The sequence below is a fragment of the Paraburkholderia sp. EG304 genome, assembly GCF_046543485.1.
Classification (GTDB): Bacteria; Pseudomonadota; Gammaproteobacteria; order Burkholderiales; family Burkholderiaceae; genus Paraburkholderia; species Paraburkholderia youngii.
Genome location: NZ_JBKGUA010000044.1, coordinates 25,629 through 46,684 on the forward strand (window position 1 = coordinate 25,629; position 21,056 = coordinate 46,684).

Consider the following 21,056-nt stretch of genomic DNA (forward strand, 5'->3'; position numbering starts at 1 on the left):
ACGTAGCACGCGAGGAAGGCCGCTATGCGCCGCCGATCCTCGCGGGTCCCGCTATGGTACTCGCGCCGCCGGATCACGGTCCAGCGTGCGCGGGCGCCTGATTCAGGGCATCGCGCGCTACGGTGGCGAGTGCTTCGGCCGGCGCTTCGCGCGGCAATCGCCGACACGCTCACTGCCCATCCAGCAAGCGGTCGACGTACTCGCGGGCCGCCCGTTCGACGAACGCGAGCGCCTCTTCTTCGCTGCTGAAGCGTTGCCGGTCGCCGAGTTCGAGCAACGTTTCCATCCGATGCGGATCGTCCGGGCCGGCTTCGGCGAGGCTCACCGAGCCGACGTAAGTACCATCCGCTTTGGCGTGCGCTTCGCCCGACGCGCCCGACGTGCTGCCCCCTGGCACGAGGCGCGCGGCGGCGCTGATGTAATAGCCGCGATAAGGGCCACTGACCCGTTCAGCCATCTTCGTCCTCCTGTTGCGGTTGCGGAGCTGGCGCCAGTCGCGACGGCGCCGCCTTGATGCTTCAGCATGCGGCGCGCCGCTGCACTGGAGGTGTGCGGGCGGCCCGCCCCATTACGATAAGGCGCGTTGCAGCGCGATAAGTTCTGCCCGCGAGCTGCACTCTCCCCGTACCGGAGTCGCGCTGCACGTCAGCCACGCGCGCCGGTCGAACGGTGCAGATCGGCATGCTCCATGCTGTCGAAAAGTACCTATGACGACGCCATTTCGAGGCCAGCGAGCGCAATATGGGAAAATATTTTCTGCAGAATCACGAACTGCCCGAGCCGGATGCGGCGAACCGCTGGTTTGAGTACGCCGAAAGTCATGGCATCGACATCCCCAAAGCGATCAGCATCTGGGAAGACGCGGCCACCGTAGAAGGCGCGGAAGCCCGGCGGCTTGTCAGCGCGGCGGGCATCACCGTCGAAACGACCTGAGCCTCGGCGCGCGCCCCCGCGTTGCACACCGACCGCCTCCAGCCCGGCAGCAACCTCTATCTGAATGAAAGGACACAACACGATGCAATTCACGACGCAACCGCGGCGCGCCGGCCGATTCCACCGCCTCCGATCCAGCGCCGCGCTTGCCCTCGTGCGTCGCGCGTCGCTGTCGGCCGCATTGCCCGCCGCGCTGCTGCTCGCCGCGGGACTGGGCGGCTGCGCGTCGTCGAACACGACCACGCTGATCAATCTGCCGAACGGCCAGACCGGCTTCGCGGTCAACTGCAGCGGCGCCAACGCCGGCTCGAGCTGGGCCTCGTGCTACGTGCAAGCGGGTAAGGCCTGCGGCGCGACCGGCTACGACATCGTGTCGAAAGATAACGACGAAGGCGGCACCGCTGGAGGCAGCGTCGCGAACGTGGCGTCGGCGAATGTGAAAGGCCGCTCGATGATCGTGCGCTGCAAATGAGCCGATTTAAGTTCCGTGCGGCGAGCGAGCCGACTTACGCGGGCGCTCAATGCGCCTGCATCTTCGAGAAGAGATTCAACACCGCGACGCCAGCGACGATCAATCCCAGCCCGATGATCGCCGGCACGTCGGGTACCTGCCGGTACAGCACCAGCGCGACCAGCGTGATCAGCACGATCCCGGCACCGGACCAGATCGCATAGACGATGCCGACCGGAATGCTCCTGAGCGTCAGCGACAGGCAATAAAACGCGATGCCGTAGCCGAGCACGACGACTATCGACGGCAGCAGGCGCGAGAAACCGTCAGAGGCCCGCATCGCGGAAGTCGCGATGACTTCGGCGACGATCGCGATCGCGAGCAGCGCATACGGGGGTACGCGCATCGCGTCAGCTTTTCGCGAGCGCGAGCTTGCCGTAATCGTGACCCAGATGCGCGCACAGCGCTTCGACCACCAGTTCATGATCGGCGCGCTGCGGCAGACCGGACACCGTGATCGAACCGATCACGCCCGCGCCTTCCACCGTCAGCGGGAACGCGCCGCCGTGCGACGCGTACTCGGTGGCCGGCAGACCGTGCTTGTCGGCGAGCGTCGCGCCCGCGAGCTGCATTTTCAGACCGATCGCATACGAGCTACGGCGAAATTGCGCGACGGTGTTGCCCTTGCGGCGCACCCAGTCGACGTTGTCGGGTGTCGCGCCGTCGAGCAGGCTGAAGAACAGCGGCTGGCCGAACGTGCGCACGTCGATCGCGGCGCCAATGCCGCGCGCTTTCGCGACCTCGTGCAGATACGCGCCGACTTGCCACGCACGATCGGCATCGAAACGGGGAAACACAAGGGTCTTTTCCTGAAGGGCGATGACCTGCAGATCGTGAGCGATATCCATGGAGTTCAGAACGGGTCGGAGAATCGGAGTCGATGAGGTCGCCGTCGTGAAGATCCGGCGAGCCTCGTGGAGAATCTGAATTCTAGCGCAGCGTCTGCGCCCGGCTTTCCAGAGCCTTTCCGATAGATGCCGTAGCGGTGGCGGCGCGAAGCTCAATGAAGCCAATCCTTACATGGCTATTGCGCTGGCTGTCTGGCTGGTCTATAATCTTTTCTTCGACGGACGCGGGGTGGAGCAGTCTGGCAGCTCGTCGGGCTCATAACCCGAAGGTCGTAGGTTCAAATCCTACCCCCGCAACCAGAACGAAATCATTGAAGGGTTACAACGCATTGGCGTGTAACCGTTTTTTGTTTTTGTAGCCATGAGCTGACGATTCTCTTGACCGTCAAACCTCAGTCCAACCTCAGGCGAAAAAAAAAAGCGCGTCAACTGAATGGCGCGCCAAACTACGAGGCAATGTACAAGAGAGAAAAGATGACTGTGACGGACGCGGGAGCCTCCATCGCAACCATCACGACCGATGCTATCAGCGCATCCGAAAATCGACTGTCAAGCAACGTCAGACGCGGCGGCGCTCGCCGCATCGAACCTCCCATCGCGCAGTCCCTGCCGGCGCCTCAGTAATCGCCCGGCCGGGTGATAAACTCCTATCACCCTTTCTCGTTCCCTTTCCAATGAAATTCTGTTCTGTCTGCGGCCACGGCGTCAGCCTGAGCATTCCGCCGGGCGACAATCGCGAGCGCTTCGTATGCGGCAGTTGCGGCACCGTGCATTATCAGAATCCGCGTAATGTGGTCGGCACCGTTCCCGTATGGGACGACAAGGTGCTGCTGTGCCGTCGCGCGATCGAGCCACGCTACGGTTACTGGACGCTGCCCGCCGGCTTCATGGAAATGGGAGAAACAACGGCCGAAGCCGCCTCGCGCGAAACGCTTGAGGAAGCCGGCGCGCGCGTCGAGGTGCAGAACCTGTTTTCGCTGCTGAACGTGCCGCACGTGCATCAGGTGCATCTGTTCTACATGGCGCGTCTGCTCGATCTCGACATCGCCGCCGGCGAGGAAAGCCTCGAAGTGAAGCTGTTCGAGGAGCACGAGATTCCGTGGGACGAGATCGCTTTTCCAACCGTCGGCCAGACGCTGCGCTTTTTTTTCGCCGACCGCGCGGCCGGCAGTTTCGGCCTGCATACCGGCGACATCTTCCGCTCCCTGCGCGAAGGTTGAGCGGCGCGCATGGTTCCCTGGCTCGGAGCTGACGATCCGTTTCCGCCCGTCGAGCGCGCACTCGGCGCCGCGAGCGGCGCGCCCGGTCTGCTCGCGGCAAGCGGCGATCTGCTGCCGTCGCGCCTGATCGACGCTTATCGGCGCGGCATTTTCCCGTGGTATTCGGACGGTCAGCCGGTGTTGTGGTGGAGCCCCGATCCGCGCATGATCCTGCGCCCCGTCGAATTCAAGCTGTCGCCGTCGCTGCGTAAGACGCTCAAGCGGATGTTGCGCGACGACGCGTGGGAAATCCGCGTCGATCAGGATTTCGCCGCCGTGATGCGCGCCTGCGCGCAGGCGCCGCGCCGCGGCCAGCGTGGCACGTGGATTACCGCCGACGTCGTCGAAGCCTATTCGTCGCTGCATCGCCTCGGCGACGCGCACAGCATCGAAACCTGGTTCGAGGGTAAGCGTGTAGCGGGCTTGTACGGCGTGTCGCTCGGCCGGATGTTCTTCGGCGAATCGATGTATACCGACGTCACCGACGGCTCGAAAATGGCGCTGGCCGCGCTGGTCGGCCACTTGCGACGTCACGAAATAGAAATGATAGACTGCCAGCAGAACACGTCGCATCTGGCGTCGCTCGGCGGCCGCGAGATAGCGCGCAAGGCGTTCGTCGCGCATGTTCGCGCGTCTGTCGGCGCACCGGCCATCCCTTGGCGCTTCGACAAGACCGCCCTGCTCGAAATCCTCGCGCGCGCGGCGTAGGAAAAATCAGGCCGAATCCGGGTCCGCCGCCCATCGAATCGCGGCATCAACCGCCAGGCGCGCCGGGTTTGCATTACCAGAGACGCTTCGAGAGCTGCCAACGTGACTCATCCCAACGAGCTGCCTCTTTCGCCGCTTTCCGCGCTGCAATTTTATGCAACGGCGCCCTATCCCTGCAGTTACCTGGACGGCCGCATCGCGCGCTCGCAGGTCGCCACACCCAGTCACCTGATCAATTCGGACGTCTACACGGATCTCGTCAAGGCCGGCTTCCGGCGCTCGGGCGTGTTCACCTACCGTCCGTATTGCGACGGCTGCCGCGCGTGCGTGCCGGTGCGCGTGCCGGTCGAGCGTTTTCAGCCGAACCGCACTCAGCGGCGGGTATGGAGAAAGCACGGCGACCTGATCGCGACCGTCGCACCGCTGCATTACGACGAGGAGCATTACGCGCTGTATATGCGCTACCAGTCGGCGCGCCACGCGGGCGGCGGCATGGATCGCGACAGCCGCGACCAGTACGAGCAGTTCCTGCTGCAAAGCCGGATCAACTCGCGGCTCGTCGAGTTTCGCGAGCCGGCGCCGCTGCGGCCCGATGGACGGCCTGATCCGCGCCCCGATGCCCAAGGCGCGCTGCGCATGATCAGCATGATCGATATCCTCGGCGACGGCTTGTCGTCGGTATACACGTTCTTCGAGCCGAGCCAGCCGCATGCGAGCTTCGGCACCTACAACATCTTCTGGCAGATCGAGCAGGCGCGCAGCCTGAACCTGCCGTATGTGTATCTCGGCTACTGGATTCGCGAGAGCCCGAAGATGGCGTACAAGGCGAATTTCCGCCCGCTCGAAGGCTTGATCGACGGCGAGTGGCGCGTGCTCGATCCGGCCAGCATCGACCTTCCGCCGGTCGATCTGCCGATGCATGGGCGACGCGGACCGCTCAGGCCGTAGCCGAAGCGCCGTCCGTCGAGTCGTCGCCAGGTCCGGCTCGCCGCCAGCAACGCCCTGCCAGTCTCATCGAAGCCCAAAGCCGGTAAAATAGCGGGTTCCCATTTTCCGGCCGTCCGGCTTCATCCCGTGTTCAGTTCCCTTTATCCGCTCGTTCGCGCCCAACTCTTTCGCATGGACGCGGAAGACGCTCACCATCTGACTTTGCGCATGCTCGGCGCCGCCGGCCGCACCGGCCTCGCGGGCGCGCTCGCCTCGCGCGTACCGGATTCGCCGCGCACCGTGATGGGCCTCACGTTCCGCAACCCGGTCGGACTCGCGGCGGGCCTCGACAAGGACGGCGCGTGCATCGACGGTCTGGCGGCGCTCGGCTTCGGCTTCATCGAAGTGGGCACCGTGACGCCGCGCGCGCAGCCGGGCAATCCGCGCCCGCGCATGTTCCGGCTGCCGCAGGCGAACGCGGTGATCAACCGGATGGGCTTCAACAACGCCGGCGTCGACCAGTTCGTGAAGAACGTCCAGGCCGCGCGCTATCGCGGCATCCTCGGTCTGAACATCGGCAAGAACGCCGACACGCCGATCGAGCGCGCCGCTGAAGACTACCTGTACTGCCTCGAGCGCGTGTACCCGTTCGCGAGCTACGTGACGGTCAACATCTCGTCGCCGAATACGAAGAACCTGCGCCAGCTGCAAGGCGCCGACGAGCTCGACGCGCTGCTCGCCGCGCTGAAGGACAAGCAGCAACGGCTCGCCGACATGCACGGCAAGCTCGTGCCGCTCGCGCTCAAGATCGCCCCGGACCTCGACGACGAGCAGATCAAGTCGATCGCCGACACCCTGCTGCGCCACCAATTCGAAGGCGTAATCGCGACCAACACGACGCTGTCGCGCGCTGCCGTCACCGGCATGCCCCATGCTGACGAAGCCGGCGGCCTGTCGGGCAAGCCGGTGTTCGATGCGTCGAACGAGGTGATCCGCAAGCTGCGCGCCGAAGTCGGCGAGGCGGTGCCGATCATCGGCGTCGGCGGGATCTTCTCGGGGGAAGACGCACGCGCGAAGCTCGCGGCCGGCGCGTCACTGGTGCAGCTTTATACTGGTTTCATCTACCGCGGTCCGGCGCTCGTCGCCGAATGCGCGCAGGCGCTGCGCTAAGTATCCGCATCGGCGGCGCATATAGACATAAACAAACGGTATTTAGATGGCGATAGTCTCGTTTGCTATGCTCTCGACCGTCAAAACGTCAGACGTACAAAGGAACACGATGAAATTTGGCCTGCTCAAGAAACTCCTCGCCACCGCGCTGATCGGCGCGTCGTTGACCGCCGTCGCCGCGCACGCGGAAGACCTGCTCGACCAGGTCAAGCAGCGCGGCACGCTGCGCGTCGGTCTCGAAGGCACCTTCCCGCCGTTCAATTCGAAAGCGCCGTCGGGCGAGCTGGTCGGCTATGACGTCGACATCGCCAAAGCCGTCGCGGCCAAGCTCGGCGTGAAGCCGGTGTTCGTCACGACCGAATGGAGCGGCATCATCGCCGGTCTGCAGGCGGGCAAGTTCGATGTGATCGTCAACCAGGTCGGCATCACCGACGCGCGCAAGCAGACCCTCGACTTCTCGCCGGCCTACACGTACTCGGCCGCGCAGCTGATCCAGCGCAAGGACGACACGCGCCAGTTCACGTCGCTCGAAGACCTGAAGGGCAAGAAGCTCGGCGTCGGTCTCGGCACCAACTACATGGACATGGCGAAGTCGGTACCCGGCATCGACGTGAAGACCTATCCGGGCGCACCCGAATACCTGCGCGATCTGGCCGCCGGCCGGCTCGACGCGGCGTTGAACGACCGGCTGATGCTCGCGTACCTGCTGAAGAACTCGAACCTGCCGCTGCGCACCGGCGCTAATGTCGGCACCGGCAACCCGTCGGGCATTCCGTTCAAAAAGGGCAACCCGAAGTTCGCGCAGGCGATCGACGAAGCGATGACCCAGCTCGAAGCGGACGGCACCTTCACGAAGATCTCGGACAAGTGGTTCGGCATCGACGTCAGCAAGCCGATCAAGTAACAACCGCGTAGTCAAACGAAGGGCGGCATCGATCACGATGCCGCCCTTCGCGTTTTTGCGGCCCGTGCGGGGCCTTGGACCCGAACCGCGCGTCGCGTATACCCCAAGCCGCATTGCGCGACCCGCGCCTGAACGCGCGCCAAAGTTTATGATGTGCGCTTTGTGCGTCAATAAGAACACTACCCATGTCCATCACATCCCTGCTGCTCCAATCGCTGCCGGTACTCGCACAAGGCGCCTTGCTGACGATCAAGTTCGCGATCCTGTCGATGATCTTCGGCCTGATCGGCGGCGCCGTGCTCGCACTGATGGGAATCAGCCACAGCCGGCCGCTGAACTGGATCGCACGCGTGTATGTGAGCGTGATGCGCGGCACGCCGCTACTGGTGCAGATCTTCGTGATTTACTACGGCCTGCCGAGCTTCGGCATTTCGCTCGAACCGACGCCGGCCGGCGTGATCGCGCTGTCGGCGAACGTCGCCGCCTATCTGTCCGAGAGCATGCGCGGCGCGATTCTGGGCATCCACCAGGGCCAGTGGCTCGCGTCGTATAGCCTTGGGCTGTCGCGGCGCCAGACGCTGCGCTACGTGATCGCGCCGCAGGCGCTGCGCATCGCGGTGCCGAGTCTGTCGAACAGCCTGATCAGCCTGGTCAAGGACACCTCGCTCGTGTCCGTGATCACGGTGACCGAGTTGCTGCGCAGCGCGCAGGAAATGATCGCGTCGACCTATCAGCCGCTGCCGCTTTATCTGGCCGCCGCGGCCGTGTACTGGGTGCTGTGCCAGGTGCTCGAGTGGGCGCAGCGCTGGTACGAGCGGCGGCTGTCGCTGCCGACGCGGCACTGAGCGCCGCGCACACCCTTTCTTCGCCGTGGCGGCTCATTCGCCAGCGAACTTGAGCCCCAACGCCGCGCGCGCCGCGTCGGCCATCGCGATCATCTGTCGCGACTTGTCGTGCGGCATCAGCGGACTCTCCAGCACACCCGCGCGGATCAGCTCGCAAAAGTGCGCGGTCTCGTAGTTCAAACCACCGCCTTCGAACGGCTCGTCGAGTTCGACGACGCGGCCGTCCGCGTAACGGATGGTCGCGCGCGACGGGTTCCACCACGGCTCGTGCAGCGTCACGTGACCGCCTTTGGCCATCAGCAGCGCATCGCCCTTGCCATGCAGATCGAGCCCGCAGAAGAGCTGCGCGATGCCGCCGCGCTCGTGCTGGCTGTTCAGACTCGCGAACGTATCGACGCCGGTCGTGCCGAGCCGGCCGAAGGTCTGCACGTCGCGCGGCGCGCCGAGCCAGTCCACTGCGAGAAACATCTCGTAGATGCCGATATCGAGCAGCGCGCCGCCCGCGTGCTCGAACGACAGCGACGGATGATCGGCCGGCACGCCAGGCACCGAGCAGCCCGCGCGCACAAGGCCGACCTCGCCGATCGGATCGGCCGCGAGGTGCTCGCGCAACCTTCTGTAGAGCGGATAGAACGGCGGCTTCATCGCTTCCATGAAGAGCCGTTGCGAAGCGCGCGCGGTCTCGAGCACGCGCTCGAGCTGGGCACGATTGATACACGCGGGTTTCTCGCACAGCACGTGCAGCCCGGCTTGCAACGCGGCGATCGCATAGTCGGCGTGGCTGTCCTGCAGCGTCGCGATATAGAGCGCGTCGATGCCGCTCGCGAGCAGCGTATCGAAACTGTCGTAGACGGTACCGCCGAATTCATCGGCGAACGCCTGGGCCGGTTCCGCGCGACGCGACCACAGCGCGGCGAGCCGCGCCCGCGGCACGAAGGCGAGACCTTGCGCGAAGCGGCGCGCAATCCGGCCGGTGCCGACGATCCCCCAACGGATCTCACGTGATGAAGTGGTGTCCCGCGCTGCCCGATCGGTCGGTTGGGCGGTGGCTGCCTGCGGTGCCGCTGTCGTGTCTGTCATCGTGTGTGCAAGGGTCCATGCGGTTCAGAACAGCCGCTATTGTCGCCGATGCCGTTTGAGAATGCGGCGCCCGCGACCAATACGAACCATGCGGCATCACCGCCGCGCACCGACCTTCCACACCCGCGCCGCCGCTGTCACGGCCAGGCACTCACGCATCCAGGCTCACACCGAGGCTCAAACCCGCGCCGGCGGCTCCGCGGAAAACCGGCCGCCGACTTCCTCGGCCGAGTAATCGATCATCGCGAGCGAGGCGAGCTCGGCCTCCTTCGGATCGCGCCGCTCGATCGCTTCGACGACACGCTGATGCGACGCGATCGCGCCCTCCCACTCCCCGCTCCGGTCGTGCACGATCGGGGTAACGGTCGACAGCGCGCCGCGAATGATCGCCGCCATCTGCTTGAAGAACTGGTTGCCGCTCGCGATCACGATACGCGTATGGAACAGTTCGTCGGCTTCCTGATAGCCGGGCTCGCCCGGACGGATCACGCGAAACGCCTCGAAGGCCTCGCGAATCGCCGCGACGTCCGCGGCACTGCCGCGCGCGGCCGCCTGCGCCGAAGCGCGCGGTTCGATCAGGATGCGAAACTCGATCACGTCACGCAGAAACATCGGATCGGGCTTCGCGCGAAAACGCCAGTTGACGACGTCCTCGTCGATCATGCGCCAGTCGCTCATCGGCCGGATGCGCGTGCCGATCTTCGGGCGCACGTCGAGCATGTCGCGCGCGAGCAGCATCGATAGCGCCTCGCGCATCACGGTGCGGCTCACGTCGAATTCCTTCGACAGCACATCCTGCGGCGGCAGAATCGCGCCGTACTTTTCCTCGACGATGCCGCTGACGAGCCCGTCCATTACTTTGCTCACCAGCGAGCGATCCTTGTTTGCGTGTTCCATGACATATCCCCGAAGCGGTGTTGACCCCGCGTGGCCTGTTAATGAAGGGCCCGTACGTATCTGTTATGCAAATAGGATCGTTTTCCGATACGTTGCTAGCTTCGAAACGGTTGCGCCAGTTGGGACACTTCCTGACAGGGTTATCCCTCTGAAGATTTGTTTCGTTCGTGTAACGCAATCTGTTCCGCCAGGCTCAAAGCTCGCTCGTCAAAGCGTGCCTGCGTTACTGGGTTTAATTAGTGCGCATTCGCACGTTGGCGCGATGAAATTGTCTGATTTGCACGGACGTGGTCCGGCGATTGCGTGTTACGGCGAACAAACATGCGGTGGCAAGCCGATCAGGCCGAGTCTTCGTTCGACGCGCTCGCCGCCACCGACGCATAGCGGCCGCCAAAGAACAGCAGCGGCGCGTGCTCGTCGAGCGAGAACACCAGCACCTCGCCGACGAACAGCGTATGGTCGCCGCACGGATGGCGGTCCACCACGCGCGCCGCGAAGCGCGCGGCCGCGTGCTCGAGCAGCACGACGCCGGCAAGGCCATCGACCGCCGCGAAGCGCGGAGCGCAAGTGGGCGCGAAGCGGCTTTGAGCCTCGCCCGCGAAATGGCGGCTGTGCGACTCCTGCGCCTCCGACAGCACGCTGACGCCGAACAGCTCGGCATCCATCAGCCGTGCATGCATGCGCGCACGATGCCCGACCGACACGACGATCAGCGGCGGCTTCAGCGACCCCGACATGAACGCGTTGGCGGTCATCGCGTGAAGGCTGTCGCCGCTGCCGGTCGAGATCACCACCACGCCGGTTGCGAAGCGCCCGAGCGCGTGACGAAAGCGCCGCTCGTCGAATGACGGCGACCGCGCTTCATCGGCTGGCCTATCGGTTTGAGCTGCATTGACGCGCATGGGCGCTCCCCTGCTCGCGGCCGTGCCGCTCGTGGAAGCGCACGATGTCGTCTTCGCCGAGATAGCCGCCCGAATGCACTTCGATGATTTCCAGCGGCGTCTTGCCGGGATTTTCGAGCCCATGCGTGACACCGAGCGGAATGAACGTCGACTGATTCTCCGACAGCGCGAAGCGCTCGATGCCGCGCGTGACGAGCGCGGTACCGCGCACCACGACCCAGTGCTCGGCGTGATCATGATGCCTCTGCAGCGGCAGCCGCCCGCCCGGCTTCACGACGAAGCGCTTCACCTGCAAGCGCTCTCCGTGTTCGAGCGAATCGTAAAAACCCCACGGCCGCGCGACCTTGCGATACCCGTCGGCCTCGCCGGCTTGCTGCGTCTTCAGCTGTGCGACGATCGCCTTCACGTCCTCTACGTGATCCTTCGCGGCGACCAGCACGGCGTCGGCGGTCTCGACCACCACCACGCCGCTCACGCCGACACACGCGACGAGCCGGCCGTCCGAATGCGCGAAGCGGTCGCGCGAACCGTGGAACATCGCGCGGCCGTGCGCAACGTTGCCATCGCTGTCCTTGTTCGACGCATCCCACACCGGATCCGCCGCGCCGACGTCCGGCCAGCCCGCGCCGAGCGGTACCGTCACGCCGACAAGACGCGCGTCGGTACCGATGCGCTCCATCACCGCATGGTCGACCGAGTCGGACGGACACGCGGCGAACGCGTCGTGCGCGAGATGGAGCGCACCGGCATCGTCGATGCTCGCGCCCGCGAATGCGTCCTTGCAGGCCGCCGCGATCAGCGGACGGCACAAGCCGATCGCGTCGAGCCACACCGACGCGCGCACCACGAACATGCCGCTGTTCCACCAGTACTCGCCCGCTGCGAAGTAGCGCTCGGCCAGCTCGGCATCGGGCTTTTCGACGAAGCGCTCGATCGTCCGCGCGCCCCGGTTGCCCAGGGGCGCGTCGGTGCGGATATAGCTATAGCCGATCGCCGCGCGCTGCGGCGGCACCCCGAACGCGACGATCGCGCCGCGCGAAGCATGCGCGAGCGCCTCGTTGAGCGCCGCGCCGAATGCAGCGTGATCGGCGCTCGGATGATCGGCGGGCAGCGCGACCAGGATCGGATCGTCGCCAGCCACGGCCGACGCGCGCGCGGCGAGCGCCGCGACCGTCAGCGCCGGCGCAGTGTTGCGCGCCATCGGTTCGAGCAGCAAGCGCGCAGGCTTGCGGTACGGCTCGACTCGCTCTAGCGTCGGCAACCGCAGATCCTCGCGGCAGACCACCAGCGGCGCGGCGCACGGCGTGGTACGGGCCGCGTCGTGCGCGGCCGAGTCGAATGCATTGCCGAGCCAACGCAGCGTCGCTTCGAGCCGCGAGCGGTCGTCCATCGGACCGGCCAGCTGCCTCGAATTGCGTTCGCGCGACAGCGGCCACGGCCTCCTACCGGAGTCGCCCACGAGAATCACCGGTTGCGCGGTCAGCTCGTGAAGCGCGGCGGCGGATCGGGCCCGCGGCGCGAGCGGATTACCTGGCTCTACTATTCGGTTCATTTGCGATCCTCTCGAATCCAACTCCTGTTCACCGGCCGTTATCACGCCAGCAAGTGCCTCGTGGTCGCAATCGTTTCTAGTCGTACGCGCGTGCCCCTCTGTGCGCGCGTGCTCCCTATGCTTCTCCAAACGGACGCAACGCCCCCGCGCCGCGATGCTCATCGTGTTCCGGCTGCTGCCTGTGCAGCTCGCCGTCGAGCGCGGCGCTGTCGGGCTGACGCAGCTTCGTGAAACCGCCGCGATAGACGTTCTCGACGTAGGACATGATGTTTTCCTGCGCCACCGACGACAGGATCGCGTGATCGGTGTGCTTGCAGAAGGCCACGTGAATGCGCGTGAAACGCGCGAGCCGCGTGCCGCGAGCACCGAAGTAGCGCTCGAGTTCCTCGACGCCTTCGTCGAGCACACCGAACACGAGGTGCGTGTCGACGCCCCGCGCATCGAGGTTGGCGAACATATGCCGCTCGTCCCGAGCGCCGAGTTCGAGGCCGCATAGCCGCTCGATCCGGTCGGCCAGCGTTTCGCCGGTCTTCGCGAGCTGGCGTACCACCAGCTCGCGCACGAGGCCCCAGCCGCCCGTCTCGCCCTTGAGCACGCGCAGCCATTTGCCCGGCTGCTTCATCGAGCGCATGTAGTTGCGCGTCGATCCGAACGCGGAGACGGGAATCATCGGCTTGCCGTGTTCATCGCAGACGTTATGCCATCTGAACTTCTGCACGTTGACGATCACCGCGCCCACCACCGCGGGTTCGCGCGTCGCTGCATGCAGGCCGGTGTAGGCGCCCGAGCAGATACCGACCGGCACCGCGCCCGCATGACCGCGCGCGACGAGCCAGCGCGATGCGCACGCAGCGTCGGCGGCGCCCGCTTGCGAGTACAGCGCGTCGAGGCTCAGCGTGTCGCACGACGGCATGCTGTCGCCGACACCGCCGACGTCGATGCGCAGCGAAGCGATCCCCTGGCGGGCAAGCCGCCGCGCGAAATGTACGCCGAAACGCCCGTTGCCGATTCGCGACACCGCGCCGGTATTGAGCAGCAGCACCGCCGGCGCGTGCGCCGCCGCGGCGCCGTCGGGCCGGCAGTAGATGCCGAACACCTTGCCGTCGTTCAGCCATACCGGCGTCTCGTGCAGCGTCGGCGCGACATAATGGCCGCCCGCCGGCTCTTCGCCTCGCTCGGGCACGCGCGCCACCGCCTGGCTTGTTCGCGTGCTGCCCGCGAGCAGCCAGTTCTCGATGGTTTCGAACGCGGCGTGCGGTATTTCGCTTTCGAGCGGCTCCATCATGAAGCGGCTGTATTCGTCGAACGGGTGACGTTCGAGCTCCACGCCATGTTCGCTGTAATGCGCGGCGAGCGCACCGGTACGCACGGGGTTCAGTGAATCGAGCAGCAGCACGCGCGCGGCCGGCCGGCTCGTCGCGCGATACAGATCCGCCGTGTGCAGGCTTTCCAGCGTATCGCGGTACATGCGAAAGCCATACGCTTCAATGAACTCGTCGGTATCGGGTTCGACCACGCAATCCATCGCCGCCGGATCGTTCAGCCACTGCCGGTAATGCGCGCGCAATTCACGCTGGTAATTCTTGCCCGACAGCACCGGCGACATCAGCACGAGACCGTGCACGTCGCCGAGTTCCTGCGCGGCAAGCGCGGCCAGCATGCCGCCAAGACGCAGACCGCACAAGCTGACCCGCTCGACGCCGGTCGCCGCGCGCAGCTGCGCGACCGCCTGTTTGACGCTGTCGATCCACGCGCGCCACAGGCCGGCGTCGGTCGGATCGCCGGCCGAATCGCCGGTCGCCGGGTAATCGAAGCGCAGCACCGGCATGCCGCGGGCGGCGAGGCGCTCGGCGAGCCGCCGCATGCCGCGATAAGTGCACAGCGTGTCATAGCCAAACGGGGAACACATCACAACGCCATCCGGGCCGTGGGCTGAATGCAACCAGCCGAAGTTGCCGTCGAAGACGATGGGTCTCACAGTCCGCTCCTTACGTTTTCTTTCTTTTGATGTGATTACAACAAAGGTGCTGTCGCCCATATGTGCGTCCTGCCACATTGGTTTGGGCTCCGAATCGAGCAGGGCTCGCGTGTGTCGATGAGCAGGCTGTGCAGTGCAGCATGCCCCGCGCATGGACCGAAGCGCGGCTGATCGCGTCGTTCATGCGCTGTATTGAATGCCGGCGGCCAGGTTGCGCGTGCCGCGAGCATCAGGTGATGGAGAAGGTGCGCCGCGCTCGGACACGCGACACCAAGGCTCGTGGCCAATCACCACGCTACCCTATGACCATTGCCATTTAACTCCCCCCGATCGCGGCTATCTGTACGGCCACCCACACAGTTACGCGGCGCGTGGGGGCAAGATGCAAGACCTGCGACGGCGCCGACCGGGAAAGTCATACGATTGGCTCGCCCGTCACCCGCCGGACAAGGGACCATGGAACGAAGCATCGTCAGGAACATCTTCATCAACTTTGCCGGAGCCGTCGCGCCGACCTTCGTGTCCCTCGTGACCGTGCCGGCCTACATTCATCTGCTGGGCGCCGAGCGCTATGGGGTGATCAATCTGGTGTGGGCTCTGATCGGCTACTTCAGCGTCCTCGATCTGGGCACCAGCCTCGCGACGGAAAACCAGATCGCCAAGGCGCGCGCAACCAACGACGATTCGATCGAACCGATTTTCTGGAGTGCGTGGTTCATGAATCTCGGCACCGGCATCATCGGCGGGGCGCTGATTTATGGCGGCACCATCGTCTACATCACCTACGGCGTAAAAATCGAGCCGGCGTTCCAGCGTGAAGTGATGGCGAGCCTGCCGTGGATCGCGGTCGCGGTGCCGATCACGAACGTCACTTGGGTATTCGCGGGCGCGATTACCGGCGTCGAATGCTTCGCGAGCTACAACATCAACCAGATGCTCGGCACCGCGCTGTTCCAGCTGCTGCCGATCGCGGCGATCTTCTGCTTTTCGCCGTCGCTGGCGTTCGTGATTCCGGCCGCGGTGATCGCGCGCTTCATCGCCGGCCTGATGCTCGGCGTGGCCGCGATTCGCGCGCTCGGCATTCGCCGCATGCGGCTGCCGCAATGGCGCCTGATGATCGGGCTGTTCCGCTACGGCCGCTGGCTGCTGATGTTTTCCGGCGCCAACATGATTGCCTCGACGCTCGACCGCGTGTTCGTCGGCGGACTGCTCGGCGCGCGCTTCGTCACCTACTACGCGACCCCGCAAAATCTGATCAATCGTTTGAACATGCTGCCGCTCGCGATGGTGCGCACGCTGTTTCCGCGCCTGTCGGCGGCGTCGCGCGAGGATGCCGATGCGCTCGCGCACCACGCGCTCGCGTTTCTCAATGGCGCTTTTACGCCGTGCGTGATCGTCGCGCTGTTCGCCTTGAAGCCGTTCCTGCTGCTGTGGCTCGGTCCGCAGCTCGCCGCATCGGCGCCGGTCGCGAGCGTGCTGATCGTCGGCGTGTGGCTGAGCGGCCAGTCGAGCATCCTCGGCAGCCTGTTGCAGGCGCAGACCCATCCCGCGGCGGTAGCGAGCGTCAGCTGGCTTCAGTTGCCGTTTTTCACCGGCGCGTTGTGGTGCGGCATCCACTGGTTCGGCATCATGGGCGCGGCGCTCGTCGTCGTGCTGAAGGCGCTCTTCGATTACGCGGTGCTGCTCGCGTTTTCACGGCTGCATGCGTGGACGATCGTGCGCAACATGCTCGCGCATCTGGCGTTTCTCCTCGTCGCGCTCGCGCTCGCGGATTCGCTCAACTCTCTGCTGCTGGCGATCGTCGCTGCGCTCGCGTTGAGCGCAGCGAACTTCGGCATGTCGCTGCGCGGGTCCAGCGAGTTGCGCGCCGCGCTTTACCGGCTCTGGCTGCGTTTGGTGCCGTCCTCCGGTCGGGCACAAGGCTGAGACCCCCCATCACAACAGTTCGAACGTATTGACGAACGATGCGCCGTCGCGCTCGCGCCGCCGCTGCCCGAAGCGTGCCTGAGCGCCGCGCACCTGACGCGTGAGACCGATGTACGGCACACCGTGTTCGAGGTACGGGCCCTCGGTTTTGCGAAAGCCGAACTGCTCGTAGAACCCGCGCAAGCCAAGCGGCGCACTCACGCGCGTGGCGCGGCCCGGCCAGCGTTCGGCGACCGCTTCGAGCACACGCTCGATCAGCATCTCGGCGGTGCCGTCGCCGCGCCGCAGCGGACTCGTCAGCACCTTGTCGATCGTGACTTCCGGATCTTCCGAATCGCCGGGCTGCACCCGCGCATAGGCGAGCACCGGCATAGGACGTGCCATGTCGTCGACCGCGAACACATGCAAAGCGTGCTCGTCGCGACCGTCCGCGTCGAGGCACACATGCGACTGCTCGACGACGAATACCGCACTGCGCGCACGCAGCAGGACATACAACTCACGTGCAGATAGCTGATCGAACTCCAGCGTTTTCCAGTTCATCACGCCCCCGGCGGTCAAAATATTTGGCGAGACCGGCGATGGCTGCCGTGCGCGACGGCAGGCCGATCCATGACGGTCCCTCATCATCGACTACACGGTAGCCTGCGCGAAAGACGTGCTTCCGTGCGCCATCGCACTGACGCTCGGGGTTGCCGATTCTTAAATACGAGCCAACGAAGCGCAGTCTCACCACGTGCCCCGGTATCGCAGATGGCTTCACACAGCCCGCCTGCATCACCGCACTGCACCATCGCGCACACACACTGCGGTCTTCGCACCGCACGAACCCACCTACGAAAATCAGGCGCCCACGATCATTCGATCGCGGCACCCATCGGCAGACCTTTGACCATAAGGGGGAGCACTGCATGAAAACTGCATTGAGACGCATCCTTTCAGAATCCGCACGCCTGGATGTCCCGGTGGAAAACCTCGCCGACGACGCCGATCTCTATGCTGCCGGACTCTCATCGCTCGCGACCGTGCATCTGATGCTCGCTATGGAAGACGAATTCAACGTCGAAATTCCTGACCGAATGCTGACGCGCCGCCTGTTCTCGAGCATCGACTCGATGGCCGCCGCGATGACGGAGTTGCAGCAGGCCAAGGCGGCAGCATGAGTGCGCCGCTGCTGGATCAGGCCGCCGCAGCGGCCTGCGGGGCGGCCGCGAACTCGACTACCGATGCACAGACCGGCGCTGGCGAGAGCCCTGCCGCCGGGGCGCTGACCGCGCTCGACAGCGGTCCCGAATGGCGTGCTGCAGCGCATCGGTGCGCGGCGATCGCCGCGCAGTACGCGGACGCCGTCGACCGTGACGCGCGCTTTCCGGTCGAGGCGTTCGACGCGCTGAAGGCCGAGCGTTTGTTATCAGCGATGGTGCCGACCGCTTACGGTGGCGCGGGTCTGTCGCTTGCCGATATCGGCGCGATCTGCGAAACGCTTGCCCAGGGTTGCGCATCGACGGCGATGATCTATGCGATGCATCAGATCCAGGTCGCGTGCATCGACTCTCATCGCGGCAACTCGGCCTGGCAAGCGAGCCTGCTCTCGCAACTGGCCGAGCAGCAATGGCTGCTCGCGTCGGCGACCTCGGAAGAAACGATCGGCGGCAACATGCGCACGAGCGCGTGCTCGGTCGAGCTCGATGGCGCGCGTTTCCGGATCGAAAAGCTGGCACCGACGATCTCGTATGGCGCGCACGCCGACGGCATTCTCGTTACCGCGCGGCGCACCGCCGAAGCGGCCGCGTCCGACCAGGTGCTGATCGTCGCGCTGCGCGCCGAAACGCAGCTCGAGCGACGCGGCGGCTGGGACGCGATGGGCATGCGCGGCACCTGCAGCGAGGGCTTCCGGCTCATCGCGACGGGACTCGCAGAACAGATCCTCGCGACGCCGTTCGCCGACATCGCAGATCAGACCATGCTGCCCGTGTCGCACACGCTGTGGGCGTCGGTGTGGACCGGCATCGCGATCGACGCGGTCAATCGCGCGAAAGCGTTCTTCCGCGCACAGGCGCGCGCGAAGCCCGGCACCATGCCGCCGGCCGGTCTGCGGCTTGCCGAAGCGGTCGGGCTGCTGCAGATGATGCAGGCGCGTCTGTCGGTCGCGCTGGAAGCCGCGCGCGCCGCGCATCAGGCGCGCGAGGGCGCAATCCCGGCGGACGCCCCGCTCGCGGCGATGCTCGGGTTCGCGTCGGACATGAACACGCTGAAGACCAGCATCTCGACCACCGCGCTGCAGGTCGTACAGGAAGTGCTGATGATCTGCGGCATGGCGGGTTACAAAAACGGCACCCCGTATAGCGTCGGCCGCCATCTGCGCGACCTGCACTCGGCGCCCCTGATGATCAATAACGACCGTATCGCGCAGAACACCGCGAGTCTGCTGCTCGCGCAACGTCCTGCCGCGCCGGGGAGACCCTGAATGAAGCTGATGACCGATACCGCCGCTGCTGCCACTGCAGCGGCGGCCTGCGCCGCCGAAGTGAGGCCTTCGCTCACGCTGCGCGACGAGATGCTGGCCGCCGGCCTGCTGATCGACACCGGCGAGAACGGACTGTATGGCCGCAGCCAGATTTTCGAGGACGTGATCGATCGATTGAACGTGGCGATCACGCATCTCGGCAAAGATCAGCAACCCGAAGTGCTGCGCTTTCCGCCCGCGATGCGCCGCACCGACTTCGAGGACAGCGAGTATCTGAAGAGCTTTCCGAATCTCGCGGGCACCATCCATTCGTTCTGCGGCGACGACATGGGCCACCACCGTCTGCTGCGCGCGCTCGACGATGCGATGGCCGACAGCGACGACGACCGCGGCGACGCGTGGCTCGCGCAACAGAAACCGACGCGCGTCGTACTGACGCCGGCCGCCTGCTATCCGATCTATCCGGTGATGGCGCGGCGCGGCCCCCTGCCCGCCGGCGGCCGCACTATCGACGTGCTGTCGTACTGCTTCCGCCATGAGCCGTCGCTCGATCCGGGCCGGATGCAAATGTTCCGTCAACGCGAATACGTGCGTCTCGGCAGCCCCGAGCAGGTGATGGCGTTCCGGCAGATGTGGATCGAGCGCGGCTCGTTGCTCGTGAAGCTGTTGGGCCTGCCCGCCGAAGTCGATCTCGCGAACGATCCGTTCTTCGGCCGCGGCGGCAAGATCGTCGCCGATAGCCAGCGCGCGCAGGCGCTCAAGTTCGAATTGCTGATCTCGGTCGCCGATCCGCGCGGCAAGACGGCCTGCCTGTCGTTCAACTATCACATGGACCACTTCGGCGCGATCTGGAAGATTGCGTGCGACGACGGCACGACCGCGCATACCGGTTGCGTCGGCTTCGGCATGGAACGCATCACGCTCGCGCTGTTCCGTCATCATGGGCTCGACGTCGACGCGTGGCCCGACGACGTGCGCGCGCTCCTGTGGGGCGATACCGGGACCCGCGTCGCGGATGCGCTGCAGGCGGCGCAATCTACGCAAACCGCAGCCGTCGCCGGGGAGCACGCATGAATCCAGCGCCGACTTCCGCGCTTGCCGGCTCGCTCACCGACTCGTCGCTGCCGCAACGCGCAGGCGCTCCGCCGACGCATCGGGAGACCCACGCGGCGCCCCGTGCCGGCAGGCAGCCGCGCGAGCACGTAGCGCACGCGCTGCATCAGGGCGAACGCGTGTGGCAGGAGACCAACTGCTACGTCGATCTGTGGATCGAGCTGCTGCACGGCTTCGGGCTCGATCCGCGCGCGGCGCTCGCGTTCACGGTCACGCAGGATTTCGAAGGCGATCAGTTCACTTTCTTCAAGTTTCCGCTCGACGATCTCGAACGGCTGTATGGCACCCAGGTGCAGGAGCTCGCGATCTACGATTCGCTCGAAGAACGCGTGCTCGCGCAAACATTGCGCGGCCACACCGTGCTCGTCGAAGTCGACGGCTACTACCTGCCCGATACGCGCGCGACCTCGTATCGCAGCGAGCATCCGAAGACCACGATCGGCATCGACTTCGTCGACACCGCCGCGCGCCGCCTCGGCTATTTCCACAATACCGGCTACCACCAGCTCGAAGGCGACGATTACGACGGCGTGTTTCGCAAGCTGCCGCATTTCACCGGCCAGCCCGATCTGCTGTTTCCGTACGTCGAGTTCGCCAAGCAGGCGCGGCCCGCGCTCGAAGGCACCGCGCTCGCAAAGGCGTCGGCAGAACTGCTGTGCGCGCATCTGGAGCGGCGTCCGTTGAGCAATCCGATTTCGCAATGGCGTGCGGCGTTTCCCGCGCATCTCGATACGCTGTTCGAGCGCGACGAGGCGTACTTCCATCTGTACTCGTTCAATCTGATGCGGCAGCTCGGTGCGAACTTCGAGTTTCTGTCGAAGTATCTGCAATGGCTGTCCGCGCAAGGCTTCGAGACGCCGCCGACGATCCCGGCCGCCGCGCAACGCATCGCGTCGGAGTCGATGGTGATGCAGTTCCGGCTGATTCGCGCGCTCGCGCGCGGTCGTCGCGATAGCTGTGAAGACTGCTTCGATGTGCTTGAAAGCGCCTATGAACAAACGCTGCCGCCGCTAGCCGCTCTGGTGCGCTAATGCGT

General features: G+C 65.4%; 22 protein-coding genes and 1 tRNA gene. 14 read left to right on the plus strand and 9 right to left on the minus strand.

All coding sequences use genetic code 11. The features are described from left to right. Positions 1 to 169: 169 nt before the first annotated feature. Complete coding sequence (locus ACLFKU_RS33445; protein ID WP_410851971.1) at positions 170 to 457, minus strand: hypothetical protein; 288 nt, start codon at positions 455 to 457, stop codon at positions 170 to 172. Positions 458 to 741: 284 nt separating this feature from the next. Here ACLFKU_RS33445 and ACLFKU_RS33450 point away from each other — a divergent pair, with 284 nt between their 5' ends. Both ACLFKU_RS33450 and ACLFKU_RS33455 read left to right on the plus strand, forming a co-directional pair. After that, positions 742 to 933, plus strand: a complete 192-nt coding sequence (locus ACLFKU_RS33450; RefSeq protein ID WP_410851972.1) for a hypothetical protein — start codon at positions 742 to 744, stop codon at positions 931 to 933. Between the two features lie 82 nt (positions 934 to 1,015). Further along, positions 1,016 to 1,405: a hypothetical protein gene (locus ACLFKU_RS33455; RefSeq protein ID WP_410851973.1), complete on the plus strand. Its 390-nt coding sequence runs from the start codon at positions 1,016 to 1,018 to the stop codon at positions 1,403 to 1,405. 46 nt (positions 1,406 to 1,451) lie between these two features. On the opposite strand, the gene ACLFKU_RS33460 is transcribed toward ACLFKU_RS33455, so the two are convergent. After that, the gene (locus tag ACLFKU_RS33460) at positions 1,452 to 1,790 is read right to left on the minus strand and encodes a DMT family transporter (RefSeq protein ID WP_368582815.1); all 339 of its coding nucleotides are present in this window, start codon (positions 1,788 to 1,790) and stop codon (positions 1,452 to 1,454) included. Positions 1,791 to 1,794: 4 nt separating this feature from the next. Then, a complete protein-coding gene (locus ACLFKU_RS33465) occupies positions 1,795 to 2,292 on the minus strand; it encodes a heme-degrading domain-containing protein (protein ID WP_368582814.1) in 498 nt (165 codons plus the stop codon). A 223-nt stretch (positions 2,293 to 2,515) separates the two neighbouring features. Here ACLFKU_RS33465 and ACLFKU_RS33470 point away from each other — a divergent pair. The 7 genes from ACLFKU_RS33470 to ACLFKU_RS33500 all read left to right on the plus strand — a co-directional run bounded on the left by ACLFKU_RS33470 (position 2,516) and on the right by ACLFKU_RS33500 (position 8,105). Further along, a tRNA-Met gene (locus ACLFKU_RS33470) sits at positions 2,516 to 2,592 on the plus strand. A 374-nt stretch (positions 2,593 to 2,966) separates the two neighbouring features. Further along, positions 2,967 to 3,512 carry an NUDIX hydrolase gene (locus ACLFKU_RS33475; protein ID WP_074284429.1) on the plus strand — a complete coding sequence of 182 codons (546 nt, stop codon included), beginning with the start codon at positions 2,967 to 2,969 and terminating at the stop codon, positions 3,510 to 3,512. A gap of 9 nt (positions 3,513 to 3,521) precedes the next feature. Further along, complete coding sequence (aat, locus tag ACLFKU_RS33480) at positions 3,522 to 4,259, plus strand: leucyl/phenylalanyl-tRNA--protein transferase (RefSeq protein WP_368582813.1); 738 nt, start codon at positions 3,522 to 3,524, stop codon at positions 4,257 to 4,259. A gap of 102 nt (positions 4,260 to 4,361) precedes the next feature. Beyond that, positions 4,362 to 5,207 carry an arginyltransferase gene (locus tag ACLFKU_RS33485; RefSeq protein ID WP_368582812.1) on the plus strand — a complete coding sequence of 282 codons (846 nt, stop codon included), beginning with the start codon at positions 4,362 to 4,364 and terminating at the stop codon, positions 5,205 to 5,207. Between the two features lie 126 nt (positions 5,208 to 5,333). Further along, complete coding sequence (locus ACLFKU_RS33490) at positions 5,334 to 6,356, plus strand: quinone-dependent dihydroorotate dehydrogenase (protein ID WP_368582811.1); 1,023 nt, start codon at positions 5,334 to 5,336, stop codon at positions 6,354 to 6,356. A gap of 109 nt (positions 6,357 to 6,465) precedes the next feature. Then, on the plus strand, positions 6,466 to 7,260 hold the full coding sequence (locus tag ACLFKU_RS33495; RefSeq protein WP_410851974.1) for a cystine ABC transporter substrate-binding protein: 795 nt from the start codon (positions 6,466 to 6,468) through the stop codon (positions 7,258 to 7,260). A 185-nt stretch (positions 7,261 to 7,445) separates the two neighbouring features. Then, positions 7,446 to 8,105: an amino acid ABC transporter permease gene (locus ACLFKU_RS33500; protein WP_176108727.1), complete on the plus strand. Its 660-nt coding sequence runs from the start codon at positions 7,446 to 7,448 to the stop codon at positions 8,103 to 8,105. 33 nt (positions 8,106 to 8,138) lie between these two features. Here the strand turns inward: ACLFKU_RS33500 and ACLFKU_RS33505 are convergent, their stop codons facing one another. From ACLFKU_RS33505 to ACLFKU_RS33525, 5 genes are all read right to left on the minus strand, one after another. Continuing rightward, positions 8,139 to 9,185, minus strand: coding sequence for a Gfo/Idh/MocA family protein (locus tag ACLFKU_RS33505; RefSeq protein WP_410851975.1), 1,047 nt, complete (start codon positions 9,183 to 9,185; stop codon positions 8,139 to 8,141). A gap of 177 nt (positions 9,186 to 9,362) precedes the next feature. Then, a complete protein-coding gene (locus tag ACLFKU_RS33510) occupies positions 9,363 to 10,082 on the minus strand; it encodes a FadR/GntR family transcriptional regulator (RefSeq protein ID WP_368582808.1) in 720 nt (239 codons plus the stop codon). 338 nt (positions 10,083 to 10,420) lie between these two features. After that, on the minus strand, positions 10,421 to 10,984 hold the full coding sequence (locus ACLFKU_RS33515) for a flavin reductase family protein (protein ID WP_410851976.1): 564 nt from the start codon (positions 10,982 to 10,984) through the stop codon (positions 10,421 to 10,423). Next, positions 10,956 to 12,536, minus strand: a complete 1,581-nt coding sequence (locus ACLFKU_RS33520; protein WP_410851977.1) for a mannose-1-phosphate guanylyltransferase/mannose-6-phosphate isomerase — start codon at positions 12,534 to 12,536, stop codon at positions 10,956 to 10,958. The genes ACLFKU_RS33515 and ACLFKU_RS33520 overlap by 29 nt, the downstream gene beginning before the upstream one ends. A 115-nt stretch (positions 12,537 to 12,651) precedes the next feature. Then, on the minus strand, positions 12,652 to 14,514 hold the full coding sequence (locus ACLFKU_RS33525) for an alpha/beta fold hydrolase (protein WP_410851978.1): 1,863 nt from the start codon (positions 14,512 to 14,514) through the stop codon (positions 12,652 to 12,654). 456 nt (positions 14,515 to 14,970) lie between these two features. Here ACLFKU_RS33525 and ACLFKU_RS33530 point away from each other — a divergent pair, with 456 nt between their 5' ends. After that, positions 14,971 to 16,440: an oligosaccharide flippase family protein gene (locus tag ACLFKU_RS33530; RefSeq protein WP_410851979.1), complete on the plus strand. Its 1,470-nt coding sequence runs from the start codon at positions 14,971 to 14,973 to the stop codon at positions 16,438 to 16,440. A 9-nt stretch (positions 16,441 to 16,449) separates the two neighbouring features. On the opposite strand, the gene ACLFKU_RS33535 is transcribed toward ACLFKU_RS33530, so the two are convergent. Next, on the minus strand, positions 16,450 to 16,983 hold the full coding sequence (locus tag ACLFKU_RS33535) for a GNAT family N-acetyltransferase (protein ID WP_368582802.1): 534 nt from the start codon (positions 16,981 to 16,983) through the stop codon (positions 16,450 to 16,452). 368 nt (positions 16,984 to 17,351) lie between these two features. Between ACLFKU_RS33535 and ACLFKU_RS33540 the strand changes: the two genes are divergently transcribed. Genes ACLFKU_RS33540 through ACLFKU_RS33555 form a run of 4 tightly spaced genes read left to right on the plus strand, consistent with a single transcriptional unit; the run spans position 17,352 to position 21,051 of the window. Next, positions 17,352 to 17,603, plus strand: coding sequence for an acyl carrier protein (locus tag ACLFKU_RS33540; RefSeq protein WP_368582801.1), 252 nt, complete (start codon positions 17,352 to 17,354; stop codon positions 17,601 to 17,603). Further along, complete coding sequence (locus ACLFKU_RS33545; RefSeq protein WP_410851980.1) at positions 17,600 to 18,907, plus strand: acyl-CoA dehydrogenase family protein; 1,308 nt, start codon at positions 17,600 to 17,602, stop codon at positions 18,905 to 18,907. Before ACLFKU_RS33540 ends, ACLFKU_RS33545 begins: the two co-directional genes overlap by 4 nt. Continuing rightward, positions 18,908 to 19,981 (plus strand): amino acid--[acyl-carrier-protein] ligase, encoded by a 1,074-nt coding sequence (locus ACLFKU_RS33550; RefSeq protein WP_410851981.1) that lies wholly within the window; start codon positions 18,908 to 18,910, stop codon positions 19,979 to 19,981. Beyond that, a complete protein-coding gene (locus ACLFKU_RS33555; RefSeq protein ID WP_410851982.1) occupies positions 19,978 to 21,051 on the plus strand; it encodes a DUF1839 family protein in 1,074 nt (357 codons plus the stop codon). Before ACLFKU_RS33550 ends, ACLFKU_RS33555 begins: the two co-directional genes overlap by 4 nt. The last annotated feature ends 5 nt before the right edge of the window (positions 21,052 to 21,056 follow it).